Origin of the sequence: Peribacillus sp. B2I2 (assembly GCF_041261685.1) — a bacterium.
Taxonomy (GTDB): domain Bacteria; phylum Bacillota; class Bacilli; order Bacillales; family DSM-1321; genus Peribacillus.
In genome coordinates this window covers 4,997,663-5,018,281 of sequence record NZ_JBGCCB010000001.1, presented here as the reverse complement: position 1 = coordinate 5,018,281, position 20,619 = coordinate 4,997,663, and the positions used below count along the sequence as shown (strand labels likewise).

The 20,619-nt window shown below is 39.5% G+C and carries 23 protein-coding genes; 14 read left to right on the top strand and 9 right to left on the bottom strand.

Annotation, left to right across the window (positions count from 1 at the left end; translation table 11 throughout):
* Nucleotides 1-29: 29 nt before the first annotated feature.
* On the top strand, nucleotides 30-1,496 hold the full coding sequence (locus tag ABIE66_RS25025) for a PAS domain-containing sensor histidine kinase (protein ID WP_370016676.1): 1,467 nt from the start codon (nucleotides 30-32) through the stop codon (nucleotides 1,494-1,496).
* 37 nt (nucleotides 1,497-1,533) lie between these two features.
* On the opposite strand, the gene ABIE66_RS25020 is transcribed toward ABIE66_RS25025, so the two are convergent.
* Nucleotides 1,534-2,526, bottom strand: a complete 993-nt coding sequence (locus ABIE66_RS25020) for an NADPH:quinone oxidoreductase family protein (protein WP_370016675.1) — start codon at nucleotides 2,524-2,526, stop codon at nucleotides 1,534-1,536.
* Between the two features lie 166 nt (nucleotides 2,527-2,692).
* Here ABIE66_RS25020 and ABIE66_RS25015 point away from each other — a divergent pair, with 166 nt between their 5' ends.
* Entirely contained in the window at nucleotides 2,693-3,133 is a 441-nt protein-coding gene (locus ABIE66_RS25015) for a peptidylprolyl isomerase (protein ID WP_053348803.1), read from the top strand.
* A 100-nt stretch (nucleotides 3,134-3,233) separates the two neighbouring features.
* On the opposite strand, the gene ABIE66_RS25010 is transcribed toward ABIE66_RS25015, so the two are convergent.
* The gene (locus ABIE66_RS25010; RefSeq protein ID WP_370016674.1) at nucleotides 3,234-4,172 is read right to left on the bottom strand and encodes an oxidoreductase; all 939 of its coding nucleotides are present in this window, start codon (nucleotides 4,170-4,172) and stop codon (nucleotides 3,234-3,236) included.
* A gap of 705 nt (nucleotides 4,173-4,877) precedes the next feature.
* Between ABIE66_RS25010 and ABIE66_RS25005 the strand changes: the two genes are divergently transcribed.
* The 5 genes from ABIE66_RS25005 to ABIE66_RS24985 all read left to right on the top strand — a co-directional run bounded on the left by ABIE66_RS25005 (nucleotide 4,878) and on the right by ABIE66_RS24985 (nucleotide 7,107).
* Nucleotides 4,878-5,369, top strand: a complete 492-nt coding sequence (locus ABIE66_RS25005) for a DUF2975 domain-containing protein (protein WP_289314597.1) — start codon at nucleotides 4,878-4,880, stop codon at nucleotides 5,367-5,369.
* 10 nt (nucleotides 5,370-5,379) lie between these two features.
* Nucleotides 5,380-5,601: a helix-turn-helix domain-containing protein gene (locus tag ABIE66_RS25000; protein WP_289314598.1), complete on the top strand. Its 222-nt coding sequence runs from the start codon at nucleotides 5,380-5,382 to the stop codon at nucleotides 5,599-5,601.
* A gap of 204 nt (nucleotides 5,602-5,805) precedes the next feature.
* Nucleotides 5,806-6,192, top strand: coding sequence for a DUF1259 domain-containing protein (locus tag ABIE66_RS24995; RefSeq protein ID WP_370016673.1), 387 nt, complete (start codon nucleotides 5,806-5,808; stop codon nucleotides 6,190-6,192).
* A 310-nt stretch (nucleotides 6,193-6,502) separates the two neighbouring features.
* Complete coding sequence (locus ABIE66_RS24990) at nucleotides 6,503-6,718, top strand: hypothetical protein (protein ID WP_370016672.1); 216 nt, start codon at nucleotides 6,503-6,505, stop codon at nucleotides 6,716-6,718.
* Nucleotides 6,719-6,957: 239 nt separating this feature from the next.
* Complete coding sequence (locus ABIE66_RS24985; RefSeq protein ID WP_289326765.1) at nucleotides 6,958-7,107, top strand: hypothetical protein; 150 nt, start codon at nucleotides 6,958-6,960, stop codon at nucleotides 7,105-7,107.
* Between the two features lie 33 nt (nucleotides 7,108-7,140).
* Here the strand turns inward: ABIE66_RS24985 and ABIE66_RS24980 are convergent, their stop codons facing one another.
* Nucleotides 7,141-7,404, bottom strand: a complete 264-nt coding sequence (locus ABIE66_RS24980) for a hypothetical protein (protein WP_056529736.1) — start codon at nucleotides 7,402-7,404, stop codon at nucleotides 7,141-7,143.
* 903 nt (nucleotides 7,405-8,307) lie between these two features.
* On the opposite strand from ABIE66_RS24980, the gene ABIE66_RS24975 reads away from it, so the two are divergent.
* Entirely contained in the window at nucleotides 8,308-8,481 is a 174-nt protein-coding gene (locus tag ABIE66_RS24975; RefSeq protein WP_370016671.1) for a hypothetical protein, read from the top strand.
* A gap of 345 nt (nucleotides 8,482-8,826) precedes the next feature.
* Here the strand turns inward: ABIE66_RS24975 and ABIE66_RS24970 are convergent, their stop codons facing one another.
* Together ABIE66_RS24970 and ABIE66_RS24965 are read right to left on the bottom strand one after the other, a co-directional pair.
* Nucleotides 8,827-8,985: a hypothetical protein gene (locus tag ABIE66_RS24970; protein WP_289314602.1), complete on the bottom strand. Its 159-nt coding sequence runs from the start codon at nucleotides 8,983-8,985 to the stop codon at nucleotides 8,827-8,829.
* A gap of 373 nt (nucleotides 8,986-9,358) precedes the next feature.
* Nucleotides 9,359-10,129, bottom strand: a complete 771-nt coding sequence (locus ABIE66_RS24965) for a TSUP family transporter (protein ID WP_370016670.1) — start codon at nucleotides 10,127-10,129, stop codon at nucleotides 9,359-9,361.
* 215 nt (nucleotides 10,130-10,344) lie between these two features.
* Between ABIE66_RS24965 and ABIE66_RS24960 the strand changes: the two genes are divergently transcribed.
* Nucleotides 10,345-11,127 carry a TrmB family transcriptional regulator gene (locus ABIE66_RS24960; protein WP_370016669.1) on the top strand — a complete coding sequence of 261 codons (783 nt, stop codon included), beginning with the start codon at nucleotides 10,345-10,347 and terminating at the stop codon, nucleotides 11,125-11,127.
* A gap of 64 nt (nucleotides 11,128-11,191) precedes the next feature.
* Here the strand turns inward: ABIE66_RS24960 and ABIE66_RS24955 are convergent, their stop codons facing one another.
* Nucleotides 11,192-11,545, bottom strand: coding sequence for a hypothetical protein (locus ABIE66_RS24955; RefSeq protein ID WP_370016668.1), 354 nt, complete (start codon nucleotides 11,543-11,545; stop codon nucleotides 11,192-11,194).
* 184 nt (nucleotides 11,546-11,729) lie between these two features.
* Here ABIE66_RS24955 and nagZ point away from each other — a divergent pair, with 184 nt between their 5' ends.
* A complete protein-coding gene (nagZ, locus tag ABIE66_RS24950; protein ID WP_370016667.1) occupies nucleotides 11,730-12,971 on the top strand; it encodes a beta-N-acetylhexosaminidase in 1,242 nt (413 codons plus the stop codon).
* 91 nt (nucleotides 12,972-13,062) lie between these two features.
* Nucleotides 13,063-13,251 (top strand): hypothetical protein, encoded by a 189-nt coding sequence (locus tag ABIE66_RS24945; RefSeq protein WP_289326759.1) that lies wholly within the window; start codon nucleotides 13,063-13,065, stop codon nucleotides 13,249-13,251.
* Between the two features lie 192 nt (nucleotides 13,252-13,443).
* On the opposite strand, the gene ABIE66_RS24940 is transcribed toward ABIE66_RS24945, so the two are convergent.
* From ABIE66_RS24940 to ABIE66_RS24930, 3 genes are all read right to left on the bottom strand, one after another.
* Nucleotides 13,444-13,845, bottom strand: a complete 402-nt coding sequence (locus ABIE66_RS24940) for an SET domain-containing protein (protein ID WP_289314608.1) — start codon at nucleotides 13,843-13,845, stop codon at nucleotides 13,444-13,446.
* Nucleotides 13,846-14,553: 708 nt separating this feature from the next.
* Nucleotides 14,554-14,751 (bottom strand): hypothetical protein, encoded by a 198-nt coding sequence (locus tag ABIE66_RS24935; protein ID WP_370016666.1) that lies wholly within the window; start codon nucleotides 14,749-14,751, stop codon nucleotides 14,554-14,556.
* 61 nt (nucleotides 14,752-14,812) lie between these two features.
* Nucleotides 14,813-16,438 carry a M4 family metallopeptidase gene (locus ABIE66_RS24930; protein ID WP_289326757.1) on the bottom strand — a complete coding sequence of 542 codons (1,626 nt, stop codon included), beginning with the start codon at nucleotides 16,436-16,438 and terminating at the stop codon, nucleotides 14,813-14,815.
* A gap of 467 nt (nucleotides 16,439-16,905) precedes the next feature.
* On the opposite strand from ABIE66_RS24930, the gene ABIE66_RS24925 reads away from it, so the two are divergent.
* The 3 genes from ABIE66_RS24925 (at nucleotide 16,906) to ABIE66_RS24915 (ending at nucleotide 20,538) form a co-directional block, all read left to right on the top strand.
* Complete coding sequence (locus ABIE66_RS24925) at nucleotides 16,906-18,390, top strand: amino acid permease (RefSeq protein ID WP_370016665.1); 1,485 nt, start codon at nucleotides 16,906-16,908, stop codon at nucleotides 18,388-18,390.
* A 206-nt stretch (nucleotides 18,391-18,596) separates the two neighbouring features.
* On the top strand, nucleotides 18,597-19,718 hold the full coding sequence (locus ABIE66_RS24920; RefSeq protein ID WP_370016664.1) for a CaiB/BaiF CoA transferase family protein: 1,122 nt from the start codon (nucleotides 18,597-18,599) through the stop codon (nucleotides 19,716-19,718).
* A gap of 295 nt (nucleotides 19,719-20,013) precedes the next feature.
* Complete coding sequence (locus tag ABIE66_RS24915; protein ID WP_370016663.1) at nucleotides 20,014-20,538, top strand: hypothetical protein; 525 nt, start codon at nucleotides 20,014-20,016, stop codon at nucleotides 20,536-20,538.
* Nucleotides 20,539-20,619 lie beyond the last annotated feature (81 nt).

Here is a 20,619-nt window from a genome sequence, read left to right as displayed (position 1 = left end):
TTCCGGATAAGAAAGGAATAAAAAAATTGATGAGTAAAGAGCTTATTAATTATGGACAAGGGCAAATGGGGGAACAGTCGGAGGATAATACTTGGAAATTCAGGTCTTTCATGGAGAATAACCCGGACGCCATTTCCATTGTTGATCTGGAAGGTAAGACTCTTCAAGTAAATGCAGCTTTTGAAGAGTTTTTTGGTTGGACGAATGATGAGCTCATTGGCATGCCATTTCCCATTATTCCTGAATTCTTGAAGGAATCAGTCAAAGGATTGCATGACCAGATTAGGGCTGGGGTACAAAAGAAAGGCTTTGAAACGGTCAGGCAAAGGAAGGATGGCCGGTTAATCGATGTGAGCATCTCCCTATTTAATATCCGGGATAAAGAAAATGAGCCGTGTGCACTGGTCTTCGTTTATCGGGATATCACGAATCAAAAACTTGCTGAAGCTGCCTTGAAGGAAAGTGAACAAAGGTATCGCAGTTTAGTGGAGGTGTCACCTGAAGCGATTTTTGTGCATCGCAATGGGATCATAGAGTATATGAATCCCATGGGGGCAAAAATGCTTGGGATGGATAGTGTGGAAGATATTATCGGTAAATCGGTTTTTCAATTCGTTCACCTGGATTCCCGGGAAAGTGTACAAAAAAGAATCGAGATAATGAGGGACGATTATCAGGCGGTTGGTTTACTGGAACAAAAGTTCATTCGACTTGACGGACAAGTATTTTATGGAGAAACACTCGGGCTTCCGATTATTTATAAAGGTCAGCCAGCCATACAGGTATTCTGCAGGGATATTACGGAGCGTAAAAAGACCGATGAGCTGCTCTGTAAATCCAATATGTTATCAGCGGTAGGACAGATGGCTGCGGGTATCGCACATGAAATAAGAAATCCATTAACTACGGTAAAAGGATTTTTACAATTATTAAGGGAAGACCCTGAGCAAAAGGACTATCTTGAAATGACGGTCAGTGAAGTTGAGAAAATCGAAATCCTGGCCAATGAATTTTTAAGTTTAGCAGAGCCTGAAGCGAAGGTTTGTGAATCGATACGGCTTAACGAAATATTGGATAGTGTGATTACGTTAGCCGAGTTTCAAGCGATATTGAATGATGTTGAAATCATCAAGGAATTCAATACGGATTTGGCATCAGTCATTGGCGAACCGAATCAGTTAAAACAAGTATTCACGAATGTCGTCAATAATGCGATAGAAGCCATGCCGAATGGCGGCAAACTTCATATACAGTTAAACTATGAGGGCGCCTCCGCAATGATCCGATTCATTGATCAAGGTTGTGGAATCTCAAATGAGCGCATGAAGCATATAGGTCAGCCTTTTTATAGCACCTCGGAAAAAGGAACAGGGTTGGGGCTCATGGTCAGTACTAAAATCATCCATGAACATAATGGGGAAATTCATTTCAGCAGCGAAGTGGGAAAAGGGACGATTGTAGAAATCATTCTCCCAATCAATGAAAGTTCACAATGAAAAGTGACGAGAAGCCATGCTCTCGTCACTTTTTGGATTATAGCTTAACGATCGTTCTGCCTCTTGCTTCCCCTTTCAATAGGGTAGGAAGGATGTCAGGCAATTCATCAATTGTAATTTCCTGTTGAACGAGCTGTTCTAAATGCGTAAGTTTAAAGTCGGTGGCAAGGCGATGCCAAACTTTCAATCTTGTATCCATCGGGCAATTGACCGAATCGATACCAAGTAAATTAACGCCTCTGAGGATAAATGGAAAGACGGTGGCAGGAAGGCTTGTACCTGCCGTTAATCCACTGACCGCTACAGATCCGCCATACTTGATTTGGCTAAGGACCGAGGCTAACGGTTCACCGCCGACGGGATCTACCGCCCCGCTCCACTTCTGTTTGCCCAGTGCCCGCAGCTTGCCATCATATACATCTTCCCGGGATATAATAGTCGTCGCACCGATTTCCTTCAGGTATCCATGTTCCGATTCTTTTCCTGTACTCGCTTCAACGGAATAGCCTAGTTTGGAAAGGATCGAGACAGCGAAACTGCCAACCCCGCCAGTTGCCCCAGTGACGAGAACGCTCCCTTGCCCAGGAGTAAGATCATTTTCTTCCAGGCGCTGAACCGATAAAGCTGCAGTGAAACCAGCCGTTCCGATGATCATCGCCTCTTTCATTGTAAGGCCATCAGGAAGTGGAACGATCCAATCTGCAGGAACACGGGCAAATTGACTGTAGCCGCCGGATTGTGAAACGCCAATCCCATAGGAGGTCGCAATGACTTCGTCCCCTTTTTTAAAGCGGGAATCCTCAGATGAAACGACAACACCAGCCATATCAATTCCCGGAACGATCGGATAGCTGCTGACAATGTTTCCATTTGGAATGCTGGCAAGGCTATCTTTATAGTTCACACCGGAATAATGAACACGGATGAGCACATCCTCTTGCGGCAGATCATCAACTGATAGTTTCTGAATGTTAACGGTGAATTGATCATCTTGCTTGTTCACGACTAATGCATCAAATTGCTGTATCATGGTTCGTTCCCCCTTTTATAATGAATCTATCCAATTATAAAAGAAAAAACGTTGTGATGTATAATGATACAAATCGAAATAAGTAGTGCTTGCTTTTCTTTCTGCTTCTAAAAATGTTACTATTAGATTTGATTCAGTTCAGTTCATATTAAAGGAGATGTTTTACATGGCTAAAAAAGGATACATACTTATGGAAAATGGAGAAAAGATCGAATTCGACCTTTTCCCGAACGAAGCACCGAACACAGTTGCCAACTTCGAAAACTTAGCAAACACAGGATTTTATAACGGCGTAGTCTTTCACCGTGTCATCCCTGGTTTCGTAAGCCAAGGCGGAGATCCAACAGGTACAGGTGCAGGCGGAAGCGGCACACAAATCAAATGTGAAACAGTAGGAAACCCTCACAAACATGAGGCAGGCAGCCTATCAATGGCACATGCCGGAAAAGATACAGGCTCAAGCCAATTCTTTATCGTGCACGCACCACAACCGCATCTTAACGGCGTTCACACGGTATTCGGTAAAGTGACATCTGGACTTGAAACAGCAAAAGCTATGAAAAATGGCGACAAAATGGAAAAAGTCGAAGTTTTTGACGCTGAATGATAGAAGTGAAAAGAGGGGGCATTATGCCCCCTCTTTTTTTTCCATGTTCATGGGCAGCAGACTTAACCTCTAAGCCCGCTTTAATGGGTGAGCATTTTAGTTAGGTTGGCGTAATGCTTTTAGTGAAACGATAGTTGACCTCTGTCATGGATTCCGAAATATCCCATAACCTTTTCGAAGTTTCTTCATTATATAAGGTATCGATGATATCGTCTTTTCTTGGAAAGCCTTTTCTGCTTTTCTTGCCATCGGGACCGATATACTCCCCGCCTGTTAATGTAGGTTCCGTTGCGGCATAAAGAGTGGGCAATGCGCCCAGATTTGCGGGCTGGGTGATGGTTTTGGAAAGAAAGTGGACAAATTTATTCATGGGCTTGCCAGATCCGCGTGACATGAGATTGGTATGGGCAAGGCCCGGATGACAGGCAATGCTAATCGGGTTTGCATCATGCTGGTTAAATTTGTTCTGTAATTCGCGGGCAAAGAGAAGATTGGCCAGCTTGCTTTGCGCATAGTATTTCATTGGTTTATAACCGTTTTCACCATTTAGATTTTCGAAATCCATGAATCCATTGTTGGCGGCCAAACTGCTCAACGTGACCACCCGCGATTTTGGAGTAGAAAGAATACGCGGAAGCAGGAGGCCTGTCAAAGCAAAATGACCGAGATGATTGCTGCCGAATTGTAGCTCGAAACCATCCTTCGTCTTGCTGTAAGGCGGAATCATCACACCTGCGTTATTGATAAGGACGGAGAGTGAGTCATAGTTTTCCTTATATGAATCAGCAAAATGCCGAATGCTGCTTAAATCACTTAAATCCAGCTGCATAACGCGTACATTTGCCTTAGGGTGGACCGAGATGATTCTATCGACCGCCTTTTCACCCTTTGAAGCATTCCGGACGGCAAGAATGATTTCTGCCCCCTTACCGGCCAGTGCAAAAGCCGTTTCGAAGCCAAGTCCACTATTAGCACCAGTGATTACAATGGTTTGCCCCGAAAGATCTGCCATTTCTTCGCCAGTCCACTTTTCAATCATCCAATCACACCTTTCCACACATTCTATACCTATCATATACCCAAATAATTCCTATATGTCACATTCCATGGCGGGAATTAAGTGTTGTACTTTTTTTTGCAATTTTAAAGGATATTGTTGATTTTATTGGTGAACTCCCATGAAAATTAAAAAAGCTCAAAATCCAGAAAAAACCACAACAAAATAGACCCAGTAAAAACGCTTTTTAAAAAAAGGCTGAGCCTTATGAGTAATCTGATTGAGTTTGGTAGATCGTTAAACAAAAACCTCCAATCACAGCATATTAAGTAGAGGCTAGCGCGACGACCAAAAAAGGATTAATCTCCCATGAGTGCTACCCATAAAGGGCGCGACAGTCGGTGGTACACCGTGGTCGTCGGAGTCAGACTAACGGATGGGCTCAAAGGCACCATAGTTCAACGACCTTCTTCGCCAGCCATTAAAACATTATCGACATAGAGACCAATTTTCATTCTCTGTGGTGAAGCGCCGATTTTGCGCTTCATGGATGGCTAACGGGGAAGTTTAGTTGCACAAGTTATAAATTGAATGGTTTAAAGTTATAGAGCATTTCGCTGTAATGAGGAATGCTTTTTATCTTGTCTAGCAACAATAACAATGTAATTATAATCAATAATATTTTATTGTAATACAATAAAACATGTGTTAAATTCAACTTGACAATAAATAAATGAGGTGCTTTTTATGAAACCAAGTTCAACACTCTTTTTAAAGGTAGCTGTTATTTTTATCGGCATTCCTGTTCTTGCTTTGTGTCTATTTTTGTTGCCTCAGATAGCGAATGAAGCAAATGAAGCAGCAGAAAGAGGTTCAGATTTGGCTTATGTTGTATATGGAATTTTAATGGTTATGTATGTTTCGGCAATCCCATTTTACTTCGCTTTGTATCAATCTTTTAACCTTTTAAGCTATATTGACAAGAACCAAGCTTTCTCGGAATTATCTGTAAGAGCCCTAAAGAAAATCAAAAACTGTGCCATCACAATCAGTGGCTTGTACGTGGTAGCTCTGCCACTCGTCTATATCATGGCGGAGATAGATGACGCACCGGGTCTCGTACTAATCGGAATGGGCTTGATTTTTGCTCCCATGGTGATTGCGGTCTTTGCGGCTGTTCTTCAAAGACTTTTAAAAGAAGCCATCGATATAAAATCAGAGAACGACTTAATAGTCTGAGGTGAATAACATGGCAATAATAATCAATATTGATGTGATGCTGGCTAAAAGGAAAATGAGCGTAACAGAACTTTCGGAGAGGGTTGGAATAACAATGGCTAACCTTTCTATATTGAAAAATGGAAAGGCAAAAGCGATTCGACTATCCACGTTAGAAGCGATTTGTAAGGCTTTAGACTGTCAGCCGGGAGATCTTTTAGAATACAAAAGTGACGAGTACACTCAAGAATAATAGGCAACAAATTTCTTCAACTAATGGGTGGTTTAGTTCAAAAAGGGAGGTTGCTGCGGCAGCCTTTTTCTTATGAACTAACGTGGCAGGTTAGTTTAATAAGATATAAATAATTTTCATAATTTTATTTCAAAAGAGCTGCATAGCCGTTTCGAATCTATTCATTAATTCATATCCTATTAATACTAGGGAGGAGATGAATAGATGGCATCTAATGATGAATTAATTTGTCAAGAGTTTGCAAGAATTATCGGCGGCCAAGAAGGATTTGCGGGTGGAAAATGTGTGACAACCATAAATCGAAATGAAATAAAAGCAAAAATTTTAGGAAAACCTTTTAGAGTAACCTCTTCTTTCTCATTTGAATCAAGAGATAATAAGACTGGACGAGCATTGTGCCTAGGTAGGGTAGCACTCTTGCAAAAAGAAGTCGAGAATTTTGTTGCTTCCATTCTTAAACAAGGAATAATAGTTTCATCCATACACAATGAGTGGCTTTTTGATAATCCGAATTTGGTTTACGTTAATATCGAAGCTGTTGATGACCCATTAGTTTTTGCAAGGAAAGTAAGAAAAGCGTTAAGGAACTAATGGATTTCTCACTAGTGGTAAACCGGAGCTGTCATAAAAGGCAGAAAAACAGTTATAAACTGAATTATAACGAACATAATAAACGGTATAAACCCAGTTTGGTTGACGGGTGAGTTAGCTGAAAATTAGAGCTTCCTCCTTAAGATGAGTTTTGGTTTGTGTGTACTCTCATCATACTGAGGGGCTCTGTTTTTTTCAAAGCCGATATTTAATGCTCTACAGGAATGCTAACGGGGCAGGTTAGTTGAATAAGGTAATATTTGGATTAAGATGGATATAAGTAGAATAGTTAATAACAAGGGGTGATTTTTTGGAGAAAAATATTAGGGATGTAGATTTTTTTAAACAAGTAGTAAAAAGACTTTGCAAAAAAAACAATATTTCCCCTCAGAAACCTAAATTTGAAATCATCGAGAACGTAATGGTTATTAGCATTAAGAACCATTTAAAAGATGGAGTAGACTTAGATTGTTTTAATATTTTAAACCTTATTTACCGAACAATTGGACCTTTAGAAGAGAGCTGAACAAACAAGAAATAGAATTATTGAGGCTTATGCAGAGTGTCAAGGCATTTTATTTTGATTATAGCAATGAAATGAATACCATTTGGCGATGAATTATTTTACTAAGTTTTTAATGTTTTTACTGATATATGCAAAGTTAGAGTACACTAATAAAGTAATAAGGTTTACTTCAGTAAAATAAGGTATATTATATTTGTTGAATAGATTTTCTTTAAAGACATGAAAAGTAGGTGAACAAAGTGGGAAAATATCAATTGGATTACAAAAGTCAGGTAGCTGTGACAAAGTTTCATGAAAAACAGACGCCTGCCAAATTTGATAAAAAGCAGCATCTTGAAAAAATACGTGCGGAGTATTTGAAAAAGAAGCAAAAACAAACAGATAAATAATATGAATGAAAACATAGGAAGACTAAAATCTCCCTATGTTTTTCTTATTCGAAGTTCTTTTTTCAATTGATGATAGAGTTTATTATTCCCATAAATTTCAGATTCGGTGACAAAAAACTCGTCATCAGATATCCATTCCTCACTAAAAATTTCAGTAGCAGAATCAATAGACCAGCCGTTATTTTGGATACACCAGTAATCACCAGCAGAAATTTTTAAAACATTTGGATACTCACTTGGCTTAGGTAGCTGAATAAAAAGATAAGTCTCGATCTTTTCAGCAAGATACTTTCTCAACACCCCACACTCAAAGAAAGTCAGGGAATACCAATGCGCTGAATTTACTTCTAATAACTTAAAGGTAAACCTATAAAAAACCTACTATATCAACGTTTATAGGTTAAAAGGTTTACAGGTTTACGCAATTATGAAATTATTTATATAAATAATAGATAGATGATGAGTTAGAGCTAGCCTTAGACAAAATTAGCTTATCAATCATCATTAGAAAGTTTGACAATCGCTTAGAATGGTTTTCTGAACACACAAAGCTATTAATAAGCATAGATGGAATGTAGCAAGCTACCAGCGTTTAGCTTAATAGCTTTTATTGCTAGTAGTTTTCTTACCACAGCTAAACATTTCTGATATGCTCCAATAAAAAATAAAGCAACGCATTCCAATATAGAAACGGCTGCTTTAATTCATACTTTCAATTTTACGCTTGACGAGTTTTTTTATAAAAATGGTTACGGTTTTGGTTACGTTTCTAAATGGTTGTAAATCAATTCTAGTCAATTGCGATAGTTAAGACATTGTATTCATCGTAAGAACTAATATAGAATAATTTAAAATAATTGGAAAAAAATAACTCAATTAATAAACTGCAATCTATTAAATTGTTGATATAATGTTTCTAACGTATTTTTTGATGAATTTATAAACTTAGTTGCGTTTTTGATTACGTTTTTCCCAATTTTCTGTATATGGTGCAAACAAACACAAGAAAATAGGTAAGTTATTCATCGTTCAAATATATACAGGCTATTTTTTCAAACCTCTTACTTATGCAACTAACGCATGCTTTACTTCTTTATGGGGCAGGAAACAGCTCCATTTTCTAATGTAACTAAAGGGGCAGGTTAGTTCAACAATTTATTTGCTTTTTTTTGTAATATAGTTAAAGGGTGGTGAGGAATTATGAAAAAGAATTATACGGTTTTCTTTTTACTTTTGTTTATTGTAGCTATTTCTAGTGGTATGGCACTTAAAAATTATTTCGACTATTCTATGATTATTGGAGTTGGTTTAGCGACAGTATCTTTATTAGCTGCTGGGTTTTCGCTTGGAAAAAGGAACAAGGTAAATAATTAACATCATTAAATTGTTTGTTAAGCTAACGTGTGCTTTACATCAATAAGGGAGGTTGTTGAAGCAACCTTTTCTTAATGAACTAAGGCGAGGATCGCCGCCATAGAAGTTTCTTATGGAACTAAAGGGGCAGGTTAGCTCAATAAAAATAAGGGTTACCCAATTAATGTAGCTTACCTTTTGCTATATTTATTTGTTTATTTCTTTAGCTAGATATTCACATGGCTTGAGGTGGTCTTTCAACCAACCGTGCTTATATCATTAAGTTTTCAGCATCTCCATCAAATCGAAATGAGGGATGTAAAGTGATTAATTTTGAAGCAGAAAAAAACCACTCAGAGTGGTTTTTTAATCGCGCATTGCTCCTGCCTCTCGGGAAGTCATTGCACCTTGTCCTTCGCTTACATCTTTTTGAATTTCTTGTTTTACTTTTTGTGCATCAGTTCCGGAAAATTCCGGTTTCATAATAGAACCCAAATTCTCTTTAGCTTGTTGATCCTTTTGCATATAAGTCCTCCTCAATTTATTGTTTAACAATCTTATTATTTACAAAAGAACACTCTTTATATCCCGAGGATTTGAGCGAATTTCCCTTAAAGTAAAGGGGGCTTTCGTAAACAATCGGGTTGCTGTGGCAGCCCCTTTTCGACTAACGGGGCAGATTGGTTAAAGAAGTATTTCACTAAATTCAAGCCCTATTAATCACCTAATAACACTATAAATAGAGCGGAAAGAATATTAGACTTTGCCAAAAATTTTATTTTGAAATTCAGAAGACCACAATAAGTGGTCTTTTTCATTTGTTCAAATATCAATATTAATGTTTAACAAAGCATTTTTCAGATGTATGCAGTTCTTGCTGTGGCCGGAAATTTCTATTTTAGCTACCCATTAAGTAATCGAATATATTTTTCATGATCAGAATGACGGTAACTATGATAAATAATACTCTTACATATGCCACTCCCTTCTTAATGGCAAATTTTGAACCTGCCAATGCTCCTGCTATCATGGAGATCCCCATCGGTATTCCATAGGAAAAGTTGACGGTATCAAGAAAGATGAACATGATCAGTGCTGCCAGATTACTTCCGAAGTTTAAAAATTTTGCGTTTCCTGCAGAGTGCAAAAAATCAAAGCCAATCATTAAAAAGGCAAACAAAATGAAAGATCCCGTTCCAGCCCCTAAAAATCCATCATAAAAACCAATGGCAAATATAGCGAACGTAAATAGTGCTGCCTTATACCATGTAAGCCTTTGGTAAGTCGATTCTTGTCCCCAGTCCTTTTTTAAAAAGGTATAAATGGCTATAGCTAGTAAAAGAACTAAGATCAGTGGTTTTAATAGTTCGGGTGAGACGAAATTGACAACCCAAGCACCTAGCAAGGATCCCATGAAAATAAGTGGGAAAAGTTTGGATACCAATCGAAAATCAACCTTACCTGAGCGAATGAAGGCAATGGTACTTGTTAAAGATCCCATGGAACTTGCCAACTTATTCGTTGCGATCGCTGCTGAAGGGGAAAGTCCTGAAAATAATAAAGCGGGTATGGAAATCAGGCCACCGCCGCCAACTACTGAATCAATGAATGCTGCCAGAAAGCCGAAAAATATCAGCAGCAAGAGTGTTGAAATTTGTATATCTTCCATTCAAGATACCTCCGTAAACATTGGCATTATGGCGGAATCCTTGCTTTTTCTGTAGCCATAACCCAAAGTATTTCTGTTAGTCACTATTTAAATAGTAACTAACAGAAATCGTTCTGTAAATAAGAATATGATGCATACCTTTTGAAATCGAATAAATTTCGATAAGAGATTTGGTATGATAGGCATATAACTTACTTAAAGCACTAGGAGGTACTATGCAAGATATCATTCAAAAACTACAGTCTCTCGGATTTAGTCAATATGAAGCAAAGGCTTATGTTTCTTTAGTTCGCCAAGGTCCAACCAGTGCCTATCAAGTAAGCAAGGAATCAGGAATTCCCAGGGCACGTATCTATGAAATATTAAATGGACTTCAAGAAGAAGGAGTCGTATTAAAAGAGGAAATCAATGACTCGATACAATATTCACCATTACCAGTCGATGTGTTTTTGGAATCCGTCCAATCGAAATGGAAAAATACCTATCAATCCATCAGTCATACACTAAAACAATTCGAGAAAATCGAGCCGATCTCCGACAATCGTGTAATGACGCTAAAAGGTGAGGGGCATATCCTATCCTTCTGTCGTACTTTGATTCAAAAAGCCGAGAAAAGGGTGGTGGTTTCCTTATGGGACAAGATGTATGGGAAACTTGAACAAGAGCTTAAAGGGGCAGCCGCGCATTGTACTCTCAAGGGGATTGCATTTCAGGTTGAAAACCCATTATCAGGTATAGATATACATCGCCAAACCAGCTATGTGGATAATATCGGAGAGAACAAATGGTTCATCCTATCCATTGATGGCAAGGAGACGATTTACGGGCCTTCTTCGGAAGCGAGAGAAACGGCGTTTTACACAGATGACCCCATTCATATCAATTTTCTCGAAAATTACATTTGGCATGATATCCTCGTTAACCGCTTAGTTAAAAAGGATGAAGAAGATGCCGAGAAATGGATTTCGAGGGAAAGAGACCAGTTTTTCTCCCTATAAATTTGAAAAAAAGCTGATACCCCCTTATGTAGGGAATATCAGCTTTTTATTTTTTGTACCAGAGTCATTCGGACAAAAGGGTTTTAGGAAATCTAATCGCCGTGGGTAAGCTTGATTTATCTCGATAAGACCTGTAAGACACAATCGTATGGTTATGGGCTTGAACATCCAACTGGAGAATTTGAGAGCTCTTCATTTCCAAATAGTACGTAACATCTTCTTTTTGTAAGTGGTAAAAAGAAAAGGGTATCCCTAAAAGGTTCTTGCTGATTAGTTTTGTTTCAGGCTGATTGATGATGTGCGCACTCAATTCCGCTATCGTAACGGAAGTTGTTCCTGTAATTGCTGTTATTTTTTGTTTTGCATAATCGACTGCATGATTTAAGGTAACGGCAATATTTTTCAAGATTCCGTTCATGGGGGGCATCTCCTTTTAATTAGGCTATGTTTGTAGTATGGTACCTGGCTAATGCTTTATGCAAAAAAATCCTCAATGATGATATAGAATGGTCCATTTATGAACATGATTAAGATAGTGTGCCGCAAAATCAATAAAAGGGCAATTAAGGAAGGAAAGAGAAAATGTCAATGAAGGTTAAAGCATGAAGAAAAGAAAAATATATATGGGCCTGCTTTTCATCGCAATTCTCGCTTTTTCAGTGGTGTTCATTCAGTTGAATATGGATGCGAATTCTAAAGTCGAAAAAGGGAAAGACGTCGATGCCATTACGGATAGCCATGAGAAAATAGAAAAAATGCTCGGAGAAATGACGCTTGAAGAAAAAGTTGGGCAGCTTATGATGGTCGGTTTCAGGGGAACTGAAAAGAGCAGTGAAATTACGGAGCTTATTGAACAAAAACATATCGGGGGCGTCATTTATTTTGACCGCAATATGAAATCACCTGAACAAGTGGCTAAGTTATCCAATTCGCTTCAGCAAACGGCAGATCAAAGTACACTTTCGCTTCCGCTGATGGTGGCCGTCGATCAGGAAGGCGGGAACATAATCCGGATGAGGGAACGGGTATCGCCACTCCCTTCGCAACAGGACCTTGGGAAAAATGCATCTGTGGAAGACATGTACAAGGTGGCAAAATTAAATGGGGCAGAACTGGGTTCCATGGGGATTAACATAAATTTCGCCCCGGTTCTTGATCTATCGAAAACGGATGAGCGCTCATTGGGAAAAGATCCGGAAAAGGTCTATCAATACGGAAAGAAAGCCATTCAAGGCTTGAATGATGTATCCATAACGGGTGCATTGAAGCACTTTCCCGGAAACGGACGCAGTGAAATCGATCCGCATGTCGAAACATCGTCCGTGGAAGCAAACCAACTTGATCTGGAAAATTCGGATATTTATCCTTTCAAGCAAATCATAAGTGAAATGGATAACCAAAAGTTTTTCGTGATGGTGACCCACATTAAATATCCAGCCTATGATAAAGAAAAACCGGCAAGTCTTTCAAAAGTCATCATAGAGGACCTGCTTCGGGGAAAACTTAAATATGAAGGGCTTGTGGTCACGGACGATTTGGAAATGGGAGCTGTGAACAAGTATTTCTCCTATGAGGATATGGGGAAGCAAGCAATCCTTGCAGGAGCTGACTTATTACTCGTCTGTCATGAATATTCCCATGAGCTTGAGGTATATAACGGATTACTAAAAGCAGCAAAGACAGGGGAAGTTCCGATGGATAGGATTAACGAGTCAGTGAAAAGAGTCTTGACATATAAACTCTTCAATATGAAGCAAACGAAGGCTGACCCGGATCAAGCTGAAAAAGTGGTGAAAAGTCCTGAAAGCATGAATTATATTGAAAGTCTGAATTTGGATAAATAAAAGGGACACCGCACTCTCAACAGGAAGCTTTTGTTTAATTCTGTAGATAGAGGGAATACTATATATGACTAACTTGAAGGAGGAAACTCACATGCCATCAAACAAAATGCTTGGAACCGTCCTGATAGGAGCTGCCGCATTTCTAATGCGCAATAAGAAAACTCGTGAAAAAACCATGACTCAAATAAAAACACTGGCCACACCAGAAACAATTGACAAGGTTAAGAGCCAATTCCAATCAATGACTAAATCAAAATCAAGTAACCCATCCGTACGTTAAGGTGAAATGACCACCCCATTAAGTTGTTCTTAATGGGGCGTTTTTTTTGCTTAATATCCAACAATTAAAACGATTAAAATCCAGCTGTGAATTCATCAAGCCGGTAAAAGGAAAATGAAAAAGCACCCGTTGCTTTCGAAGACCTTTGACAGGTCTTTCAAAAGCACAAGTGCTTTCATGAATGTTCAATGATCATTCAGCTACATCTTCACCGTCATCTTCTTTATTGAACCAAAGCGGATCCTCATTATCGACTTCACCATTATAATTAATCAGGATTTCTTCTCCTGCTTTTATGTCGGTGTAAGCAAAGAAATCAAACGTATGATTCTTAAAGTTTATGTCATACGTAGCGTTTGGGGTATAAGAATGATTAAACAGCATGCCATAACCTAAAAGCATGGCAGTATGGTTAATTCCATATTCAAACGCATAATCAGCAAGCAATGTTTTCTCTATGAAGACATGCTCCTCGTTTGGGTAAGCAATGACAGGTGCTTCATGTAAAAGCTCACCTTTTTTAATGTCCTGTGTTGCGAATACGCCTCTATTGAACTCACCATCACTGAGTGTGGAAGTTTTAACTTCAATCATGTTCGTCACCTACTTGTTCTATTCAATATAGTCCAGATCATCTAAGCTTGACAGTTAATAAGGAGAAAAGCAACTATTTTACGGAATTAATCATTTTCTCATTTAAATGACACTAATGTATTAATTGAGGCTTAACCTTTATTTCATAGGTATACGTAGGACTTAATAATTCACGAGAAGGACAAATCAAAATTCCGGACGGTCAAAAAATACGAAATCTGGTTATCTTTTTTTACTGATGTATCGGAAAATCCATAGTTATTCTAAAATCCAAACTCACGAGTAAATGATTCAAACTCACGAGTAAATGCGCGAAACTCACGAGTAAGTGCACGAACTCACGAGTAAATGCACGAAACTCACGAGTAAATGCACGAAACTCACGAGTAAGTGCACCAACTCACGAGTAAATGCGCCAACTCACGAGTAAATGCACGAAACTCACGGGTAAATGATTCAAACTCACGAGTAAATGCACGAAACTCACGAGTAAGTGCGCCAACTCACGAGTAAATGCACGAAACTCACGAGTAAGTGCGCCAACTCACGAGTAAATGCACGAAACTCACGAGTAAGTGGGCCAACTCACGAGTAAATGCACGAAACTCACGAGTAAGTGCGCCAACTCACGAGTAAATGCACGAAACTCACGAGTAAGTGCGCCAACTCACGAGTAAATGCGCGAAACTCACGAGTAAGTGGGCCAACTCACGAGTAAGTGCGCCAACTCACGAGTAAATGCGCGAAACTCACGAGTAAATGATTCAAACTCACGAGTAAATGCACGAAACTCACGAGTAAATGCACGAAACTCACGAGTAAATGCACGAAACTCACGAGTAAGTGCGCCAACTCACGAGTAAATGCACGAAACTCCGTATAGCATGGATATTCATTACAGTACATACGAAAAAACACCTCCGCTAAAAGTGAAGCTAGGGAGGTGTCGTTCATATAGGTAAATCCCTTAATTCACACCGACAGCTGTAAAGGCATTTTTGACAGCTGTGACTTCGGCACTGGTTGAACCGTATAAATCAGCTGCAGCTTGTACGACTGCCGCTTTGGCTTGTGAAAAAGTTGATGAGGAAGTTAAATAAGTCGTGTTTGCCCGGTAAAAGATTGTCCCAAGTTTATCGATACCGATCCCGGAGACGGTCACGCCATGGTGAGTGCCGCCTGCAGAGATCAAATAGGCTGCCTTATTTATGATTCCGCTGTTCGTGTGGACTCCGCCATTATCACCCGTACCCGTATAACGGTTCGAATAATGGTCAGGGTCACCATTCAATGTTGGGTTAGCCATTGAACGGAGTGCATCACCAGAAGTTTTAGGTGTGTAAATATCTTCTCCAATCAAATAATCCGCTTTGGCACTTTGATTCTTAAATTCGACCACTGTGCCAAAAATATCAGAAATCGCTTCATTCAAAGCACCAGATTCATATTGATAGGTAAGATTCGATTCAGTGGAAGTCACAGCATGCGTCAGTTCATGTGCAACGACATCCAGACCGCCGGACAATGGGATGAACGTCGTGCCATCTCCATCACCGTAAACCATTTGGGTGCCATCCCAGAAAGCATTATTGTATCTCGAGCCATAATGAACGGTTGATTTCAGGATGGTTCCATTTCCATCATAAGAGTCCCGTCCAAATGTGGATTTGTAATAATCATAAGTTTTACCCGCATAAAAATGAGCATCTACAGCAGCTTTATCGGTAGAAGTGGTAAAAGCATTTGTTGTGTTGGAAAAGAGTGTACCAGGTAATTTTGAACGGTTATTGGCATTGTAAGTGAAAATGCCTTTGCCGCGTGTATTGTCTTGTAAATAGTAATTACCGTTGGATAAGGTAGTGTTCAACGACACGGTGTTGTTTAATACTCCTGTGCCCGTTCCTACGGAATTGGTTCCCGTCACTTCATCCAGGGTATTATATTTATTCAGTATTTTCCCCGTTTTGACTGAGATGAAATAATTATGATTTCCTGGTTCCGGACTTAAGAAATTCAAATTGACTTTATATACATAATCCGCCTTGCCTTCATTTGCGTATACATATAGCTCAGATTCAGGGGATTGTTCATAGGCAGGAGTGAACCCCAGATCTGCTTCCGCTATTTTGATAGCTTCTGATTTACTGATGCCTTTTTTAGCCTTTTTCCCTAATTTCGTGTTTAGATTGGCTTCGACCGTACCGGATACGACCGTTAAAACCCCTTTAGCGTCAATCAATACTGATTGTGTAGAATTCCATACAGGTACCCCTTTATAGGTTTGTTGCAATCTAAGGACGGTATTGCCAAGTTCATCCTTGCTTTCTTTCTGGATAATGAAGGAGTCTTTCGCCTTTTGCTTTTCTAGCTTGTAAGACTTTTTGTTTTCGTCAAAAAAGGTAAGAATGATATCTTCTGCCGTTTGCTTCGATGGGTCCGTAAGTTTCCCAGACTTGAATTCTAGCGAATCCTTATGCTTATTATACTTTTCAACACTTAACACATTTTTTGCCGCTAAAGCTTCTTGATGGGGAATAGCAGAAAATAATAGACCGATGGATAGTGCAGTTCCTAAAAATACCTTACCTTTCATAACACTCAACTCCTTCATGAGAATACCTCATTTTTACATTTGCTTCATATATTATCAAATGGAGAAAACACGCAAAAAATATGACAATTAAAGGAATTAAATGGAGAAAAATGGTTTTTAATAGAAGTATTCTTTCGGGATATTCTTCCAGTAATATTTGGAATGTATTTAAATTGAATCAAATGAATAAAAAGTGCAAAAAAACTTGGCATAAAGTGCAAAAAAACGTGGCGTAAAGTGCAAAATGTTTTGTCTATTATTGCGTTTTTTCTGTTAATTTGTTGAATATTGCGGTTTTGTAAATCTGGCATGAAAATTGCATATATATTCAGGTAGGGAATTCAGGAAGGGTTCAGAAAGGAATATTCGAATTGTAAATTAGGTCTATTTGAAAGTCTATGAAATAGGAAAATTTATTAAATGGATTTCCCCATACATGTAAGCGCTATAGAAAGGGATGAAAATTTATGATACCAAAACAAGAAAATGACGTCTTTCAGCATCCTCCACAGCAAGAAGGACAAGAATTAAAGCGCGGTTTAAAATCCCGACATTTAACGATGATTTCCATTGGAGGGGCAATCGGCACAGGGCTGTTTCTTAGCAGCGGGGCAGCCATTCATACAGCTGGGCCAGGCGGCGCATTACTTGCTTATGCCTTAGTTGGGGCAATGGTTTACTTCGTTATGACAAGCTTGGGGGAACTTGCAGCCTTTATGCCGACAAGTGGATCATTCAGTACCTATGGATCGAAATTCGTCGATCCGGCATTTGGGTTTGCCTTGGGATGGACGTATTGGTTCAATTGGTCGATGACCATAGCGGCAGAGTTGGCAGCCTCAACAATGATCATGAAATTTTGGTTTCCGAATAGTCCATCATTGTTGTGGAGTTCATCATTCTTGGTGCTCATTTTCCTATTAAACTATTTATCGGTTAAAGGGTATGGTGAAGGCGAATACTGGTTTTCCTTCATAAAAGTTACAGCCATCGTTATTTTTATAATCGTTGGGATATTAATGATTATCGGCATTATGGGCGGCGAAGCAGTAGGATTTAAAAACTTCACCGTCGATGACGCGCCATTCCCGGGTGGGTTCATGGGTGTCTTCATCGTGTTCATAGCGGCTGGCTTTTCTTTTCAAGGTACTGAAATCGTCGGCGTGGCTGCCGGTGAAAGTGAAGATCCTGCACGGAATATACCAAAGGCCATAAAAAGTGTCTTCTGGAGAATCCTGCTTTTTTATGTATTGGCAATCTTTGTGATAGGACTTCTTATCCCTTATACAAGCTCAAGTTTACAAGGGGATAACGTCATGGTAAGCCCGTTCACGCTCATATTTGAAAAGGCTGGAGTGGCCTTTGCAGCTTCACTTATGAATGCGGTCATTTTAACAGCGGTGTTATCAGCAGGTAACTCTAGTCTGTATGCATCTACGCGTATGCTATATTCCATGGCAAAAGATGGCCAAGCACCGCGTATTTTTGCAAGACTTAATAAACGAGGGGTACCGGTTGCAGGAATGATTTTGACATGTTCCATCGGTATGCTAGCCTTTTTAGCTTCCGTATTCGGTGATGGTAAAGTGTATATTTGGTTAATGAATGCCATTGGAATTACAGGATTCATCTTTTGGCTGGGCATTTCCATCAGCCATTATCGTTTCCGAAAAGCATTCATCGCTCAAGGCCATTCATTGGAGAAGCTGCCATATAAGGCATTATGGTTCCCGATAGGTCCGATCTTTGCCATTGCAATTGGCTTGATCGTAATCCTGTCCCAAAATATCCAAGCCTTTTTCTCAGACCAGATTGACTGGGGCAGTGTTATAGCCGCGTACCTAGGAATCCCGCTTTTCCTTGGTTTATGGTTTGGCTATAAACTGGTAAGAAAGACAAAATTCGTTAAAATTGATGAAGTCGAGTTTGACTTCGACAAAAAATACGAATGAACAAGCTTAAAGTAAAAGCCGGACAATTTGTCCGGCTTTTACTTGTTTTCTATAGGCTCATTATCAAAAGCTAGGAAGTTGATTCCTAGCTTTTTATTTTTGTTAAATGGAAATTTATACAAATTTAGTGGGAGGTGTTATATGATAATCGTAAACTCTGCTAAATTGCATGTACAGAACGACGGAGAAAGCTTTTAATATTTCCAATGGAAAGGGAAGGTGCACGGCTGATGACCTTATTGACTCATTTAAAAGTATTGGACTTTTCAACGTTACTGCCAGGCCCATTTGCCACTTTGATGCTAGCGGATTTAGGAGCGGACGTTTTGAAAGTAGAGAGGCCGGGAGCAAAGGATTCATGGGGTGTGAACCAATATCTTAACAGATCGAAGAAGTCGATCACACTTGATTTAAAACAATCTGAGTCCATCGAATCCGTAAAAAATCTAGTGAAGGAATACGATATCGTCATTGAACAATTCCGTCCAGGTGTCATGGAACGCCTAGGACTGGGGTATGAGGCATTAAAATCGATCAATCCGAAGCTGATTTACTGTTCCATCACTGGCTTCGGCCAGACCGGTCCCTATAAAGACCGACCGGGACATGATATCAATTATATTTCGATTGCAGGCTTATCAGGCTATTCCGGTACGAAAAAGGACGGCCCGGCAAAAAACGGAACCCAAATAGCAGATCTTGCCGGAGGCTCACTGCATGCTGTTATCGGTATATTATCTGCAGTCATTCATAGGGAAAGAACAGGAGGCCAAGCCATCGACATCAGCATGACCGACTGCAGTTTTGCCTTGAATGCCATATCCGCACCTCTGAATTTACAAGGGGGCCTCGAGCTTGAACCAGAAAAACTGATGTTAAACGGTGGGTCCTTTTATGACTTTTATGAAACGAAAGATGGACGCTATTTTTCGGTAGGAAGCCTTGAGCCCCCTTTTCGAAAAGCATTATGTGAAGCGATCGGTGCACCCGAATTGTATGAACTGAGCATGAAAAGCAATGAAGAAAGCGGAATCAGGTTTAAAACGGCCATCCGACTTGCTTTCCTCGAAAGAGATTTTCATGAATGGCAGGAAATATTCGCTGATTTCGAGGCCTGCGCAGAACCAGTGCTGACCTTCACTGAAGCGGCCGAACACCCCCATTTGAAGGAGAGGGGAATGATTGTCGAGGTACCTGACGGAAAAGGAAATGCCCAGAAGCAAATCGCATGCCCGATTAGGACATCGGTTTTCACCCCTGAATATAAACATGCAGGCTTGAGGCCAGGACAAAACAACGCAGAAATTCTTCGCACCCCCAATCGCTAAATAATGACGTAAAGGCTATCACTTTTCCGGATTTTTTTGAAAAGAGATAGCCTGTTTTTTTTGAAGGGCGAAATAAGTTGGAGTTAGGTCGAATTAAGAAGGAAACAGCCGAATTAAGCTGGAAACAGCCGAATTAAGCAGTGGAAGAACCAATTATTCTCTTAACACTGACGGAAAGCAACATACTACTACTGTGAAAATTTACTAGTTATAACTATTTTGGACAGGGTATCAGAGTAACATCCCAGTAATAGGGTGTTTGAGAAAATTGCTCTGATAAGGAGGGTTGATTAACATGTTTGGTCTCTCTGATATCATTAAATTTCTATTTTCCTTTTTTTTGATCTTGCCGATCGTTACGCTGATACATTTGAGCGGGCATATTTTCTTTGTTACGATCTTTGGGGGATCAGAAAAGAAAATCTTGATCGGTTGTGGTAATAAACTTTTCGCCTTTCGGAACATAGAGGTGAGGAAATATTATTTTTGGAATGGGACTTGCGAGTTCAAAGGATTGAAACATGATAATCGATTGACGAATACGCTGATTTATTTAGGGGGGGCTATCTTTAATTTAGTCAGCATGCTGATCATATATAGCTTAGTGTATCAGAATATCCTGGATAGCTCGGTAATCTGGTATCAATTTATCTATTTTTCTTTCTATATTATGTTTTTCTCCTTGTTTCCGATGTATTTCTCTGACGGGTCGCCCAGTGATGGGAAGGCTGCGCAATTGGCATTGAGGAACAAACTGGAAGATAGGGTGACGGATGATATATTTGTGAAGAAAATGGATGATGAAGATAGCTGCAAGTAAAAAGGGGACGTGCTGGTGGGCGTTCTTTTTTTGTTGCTTTCGGCTTTAGGATTTATCATAAGGCTAAAATCTAGCCTTATG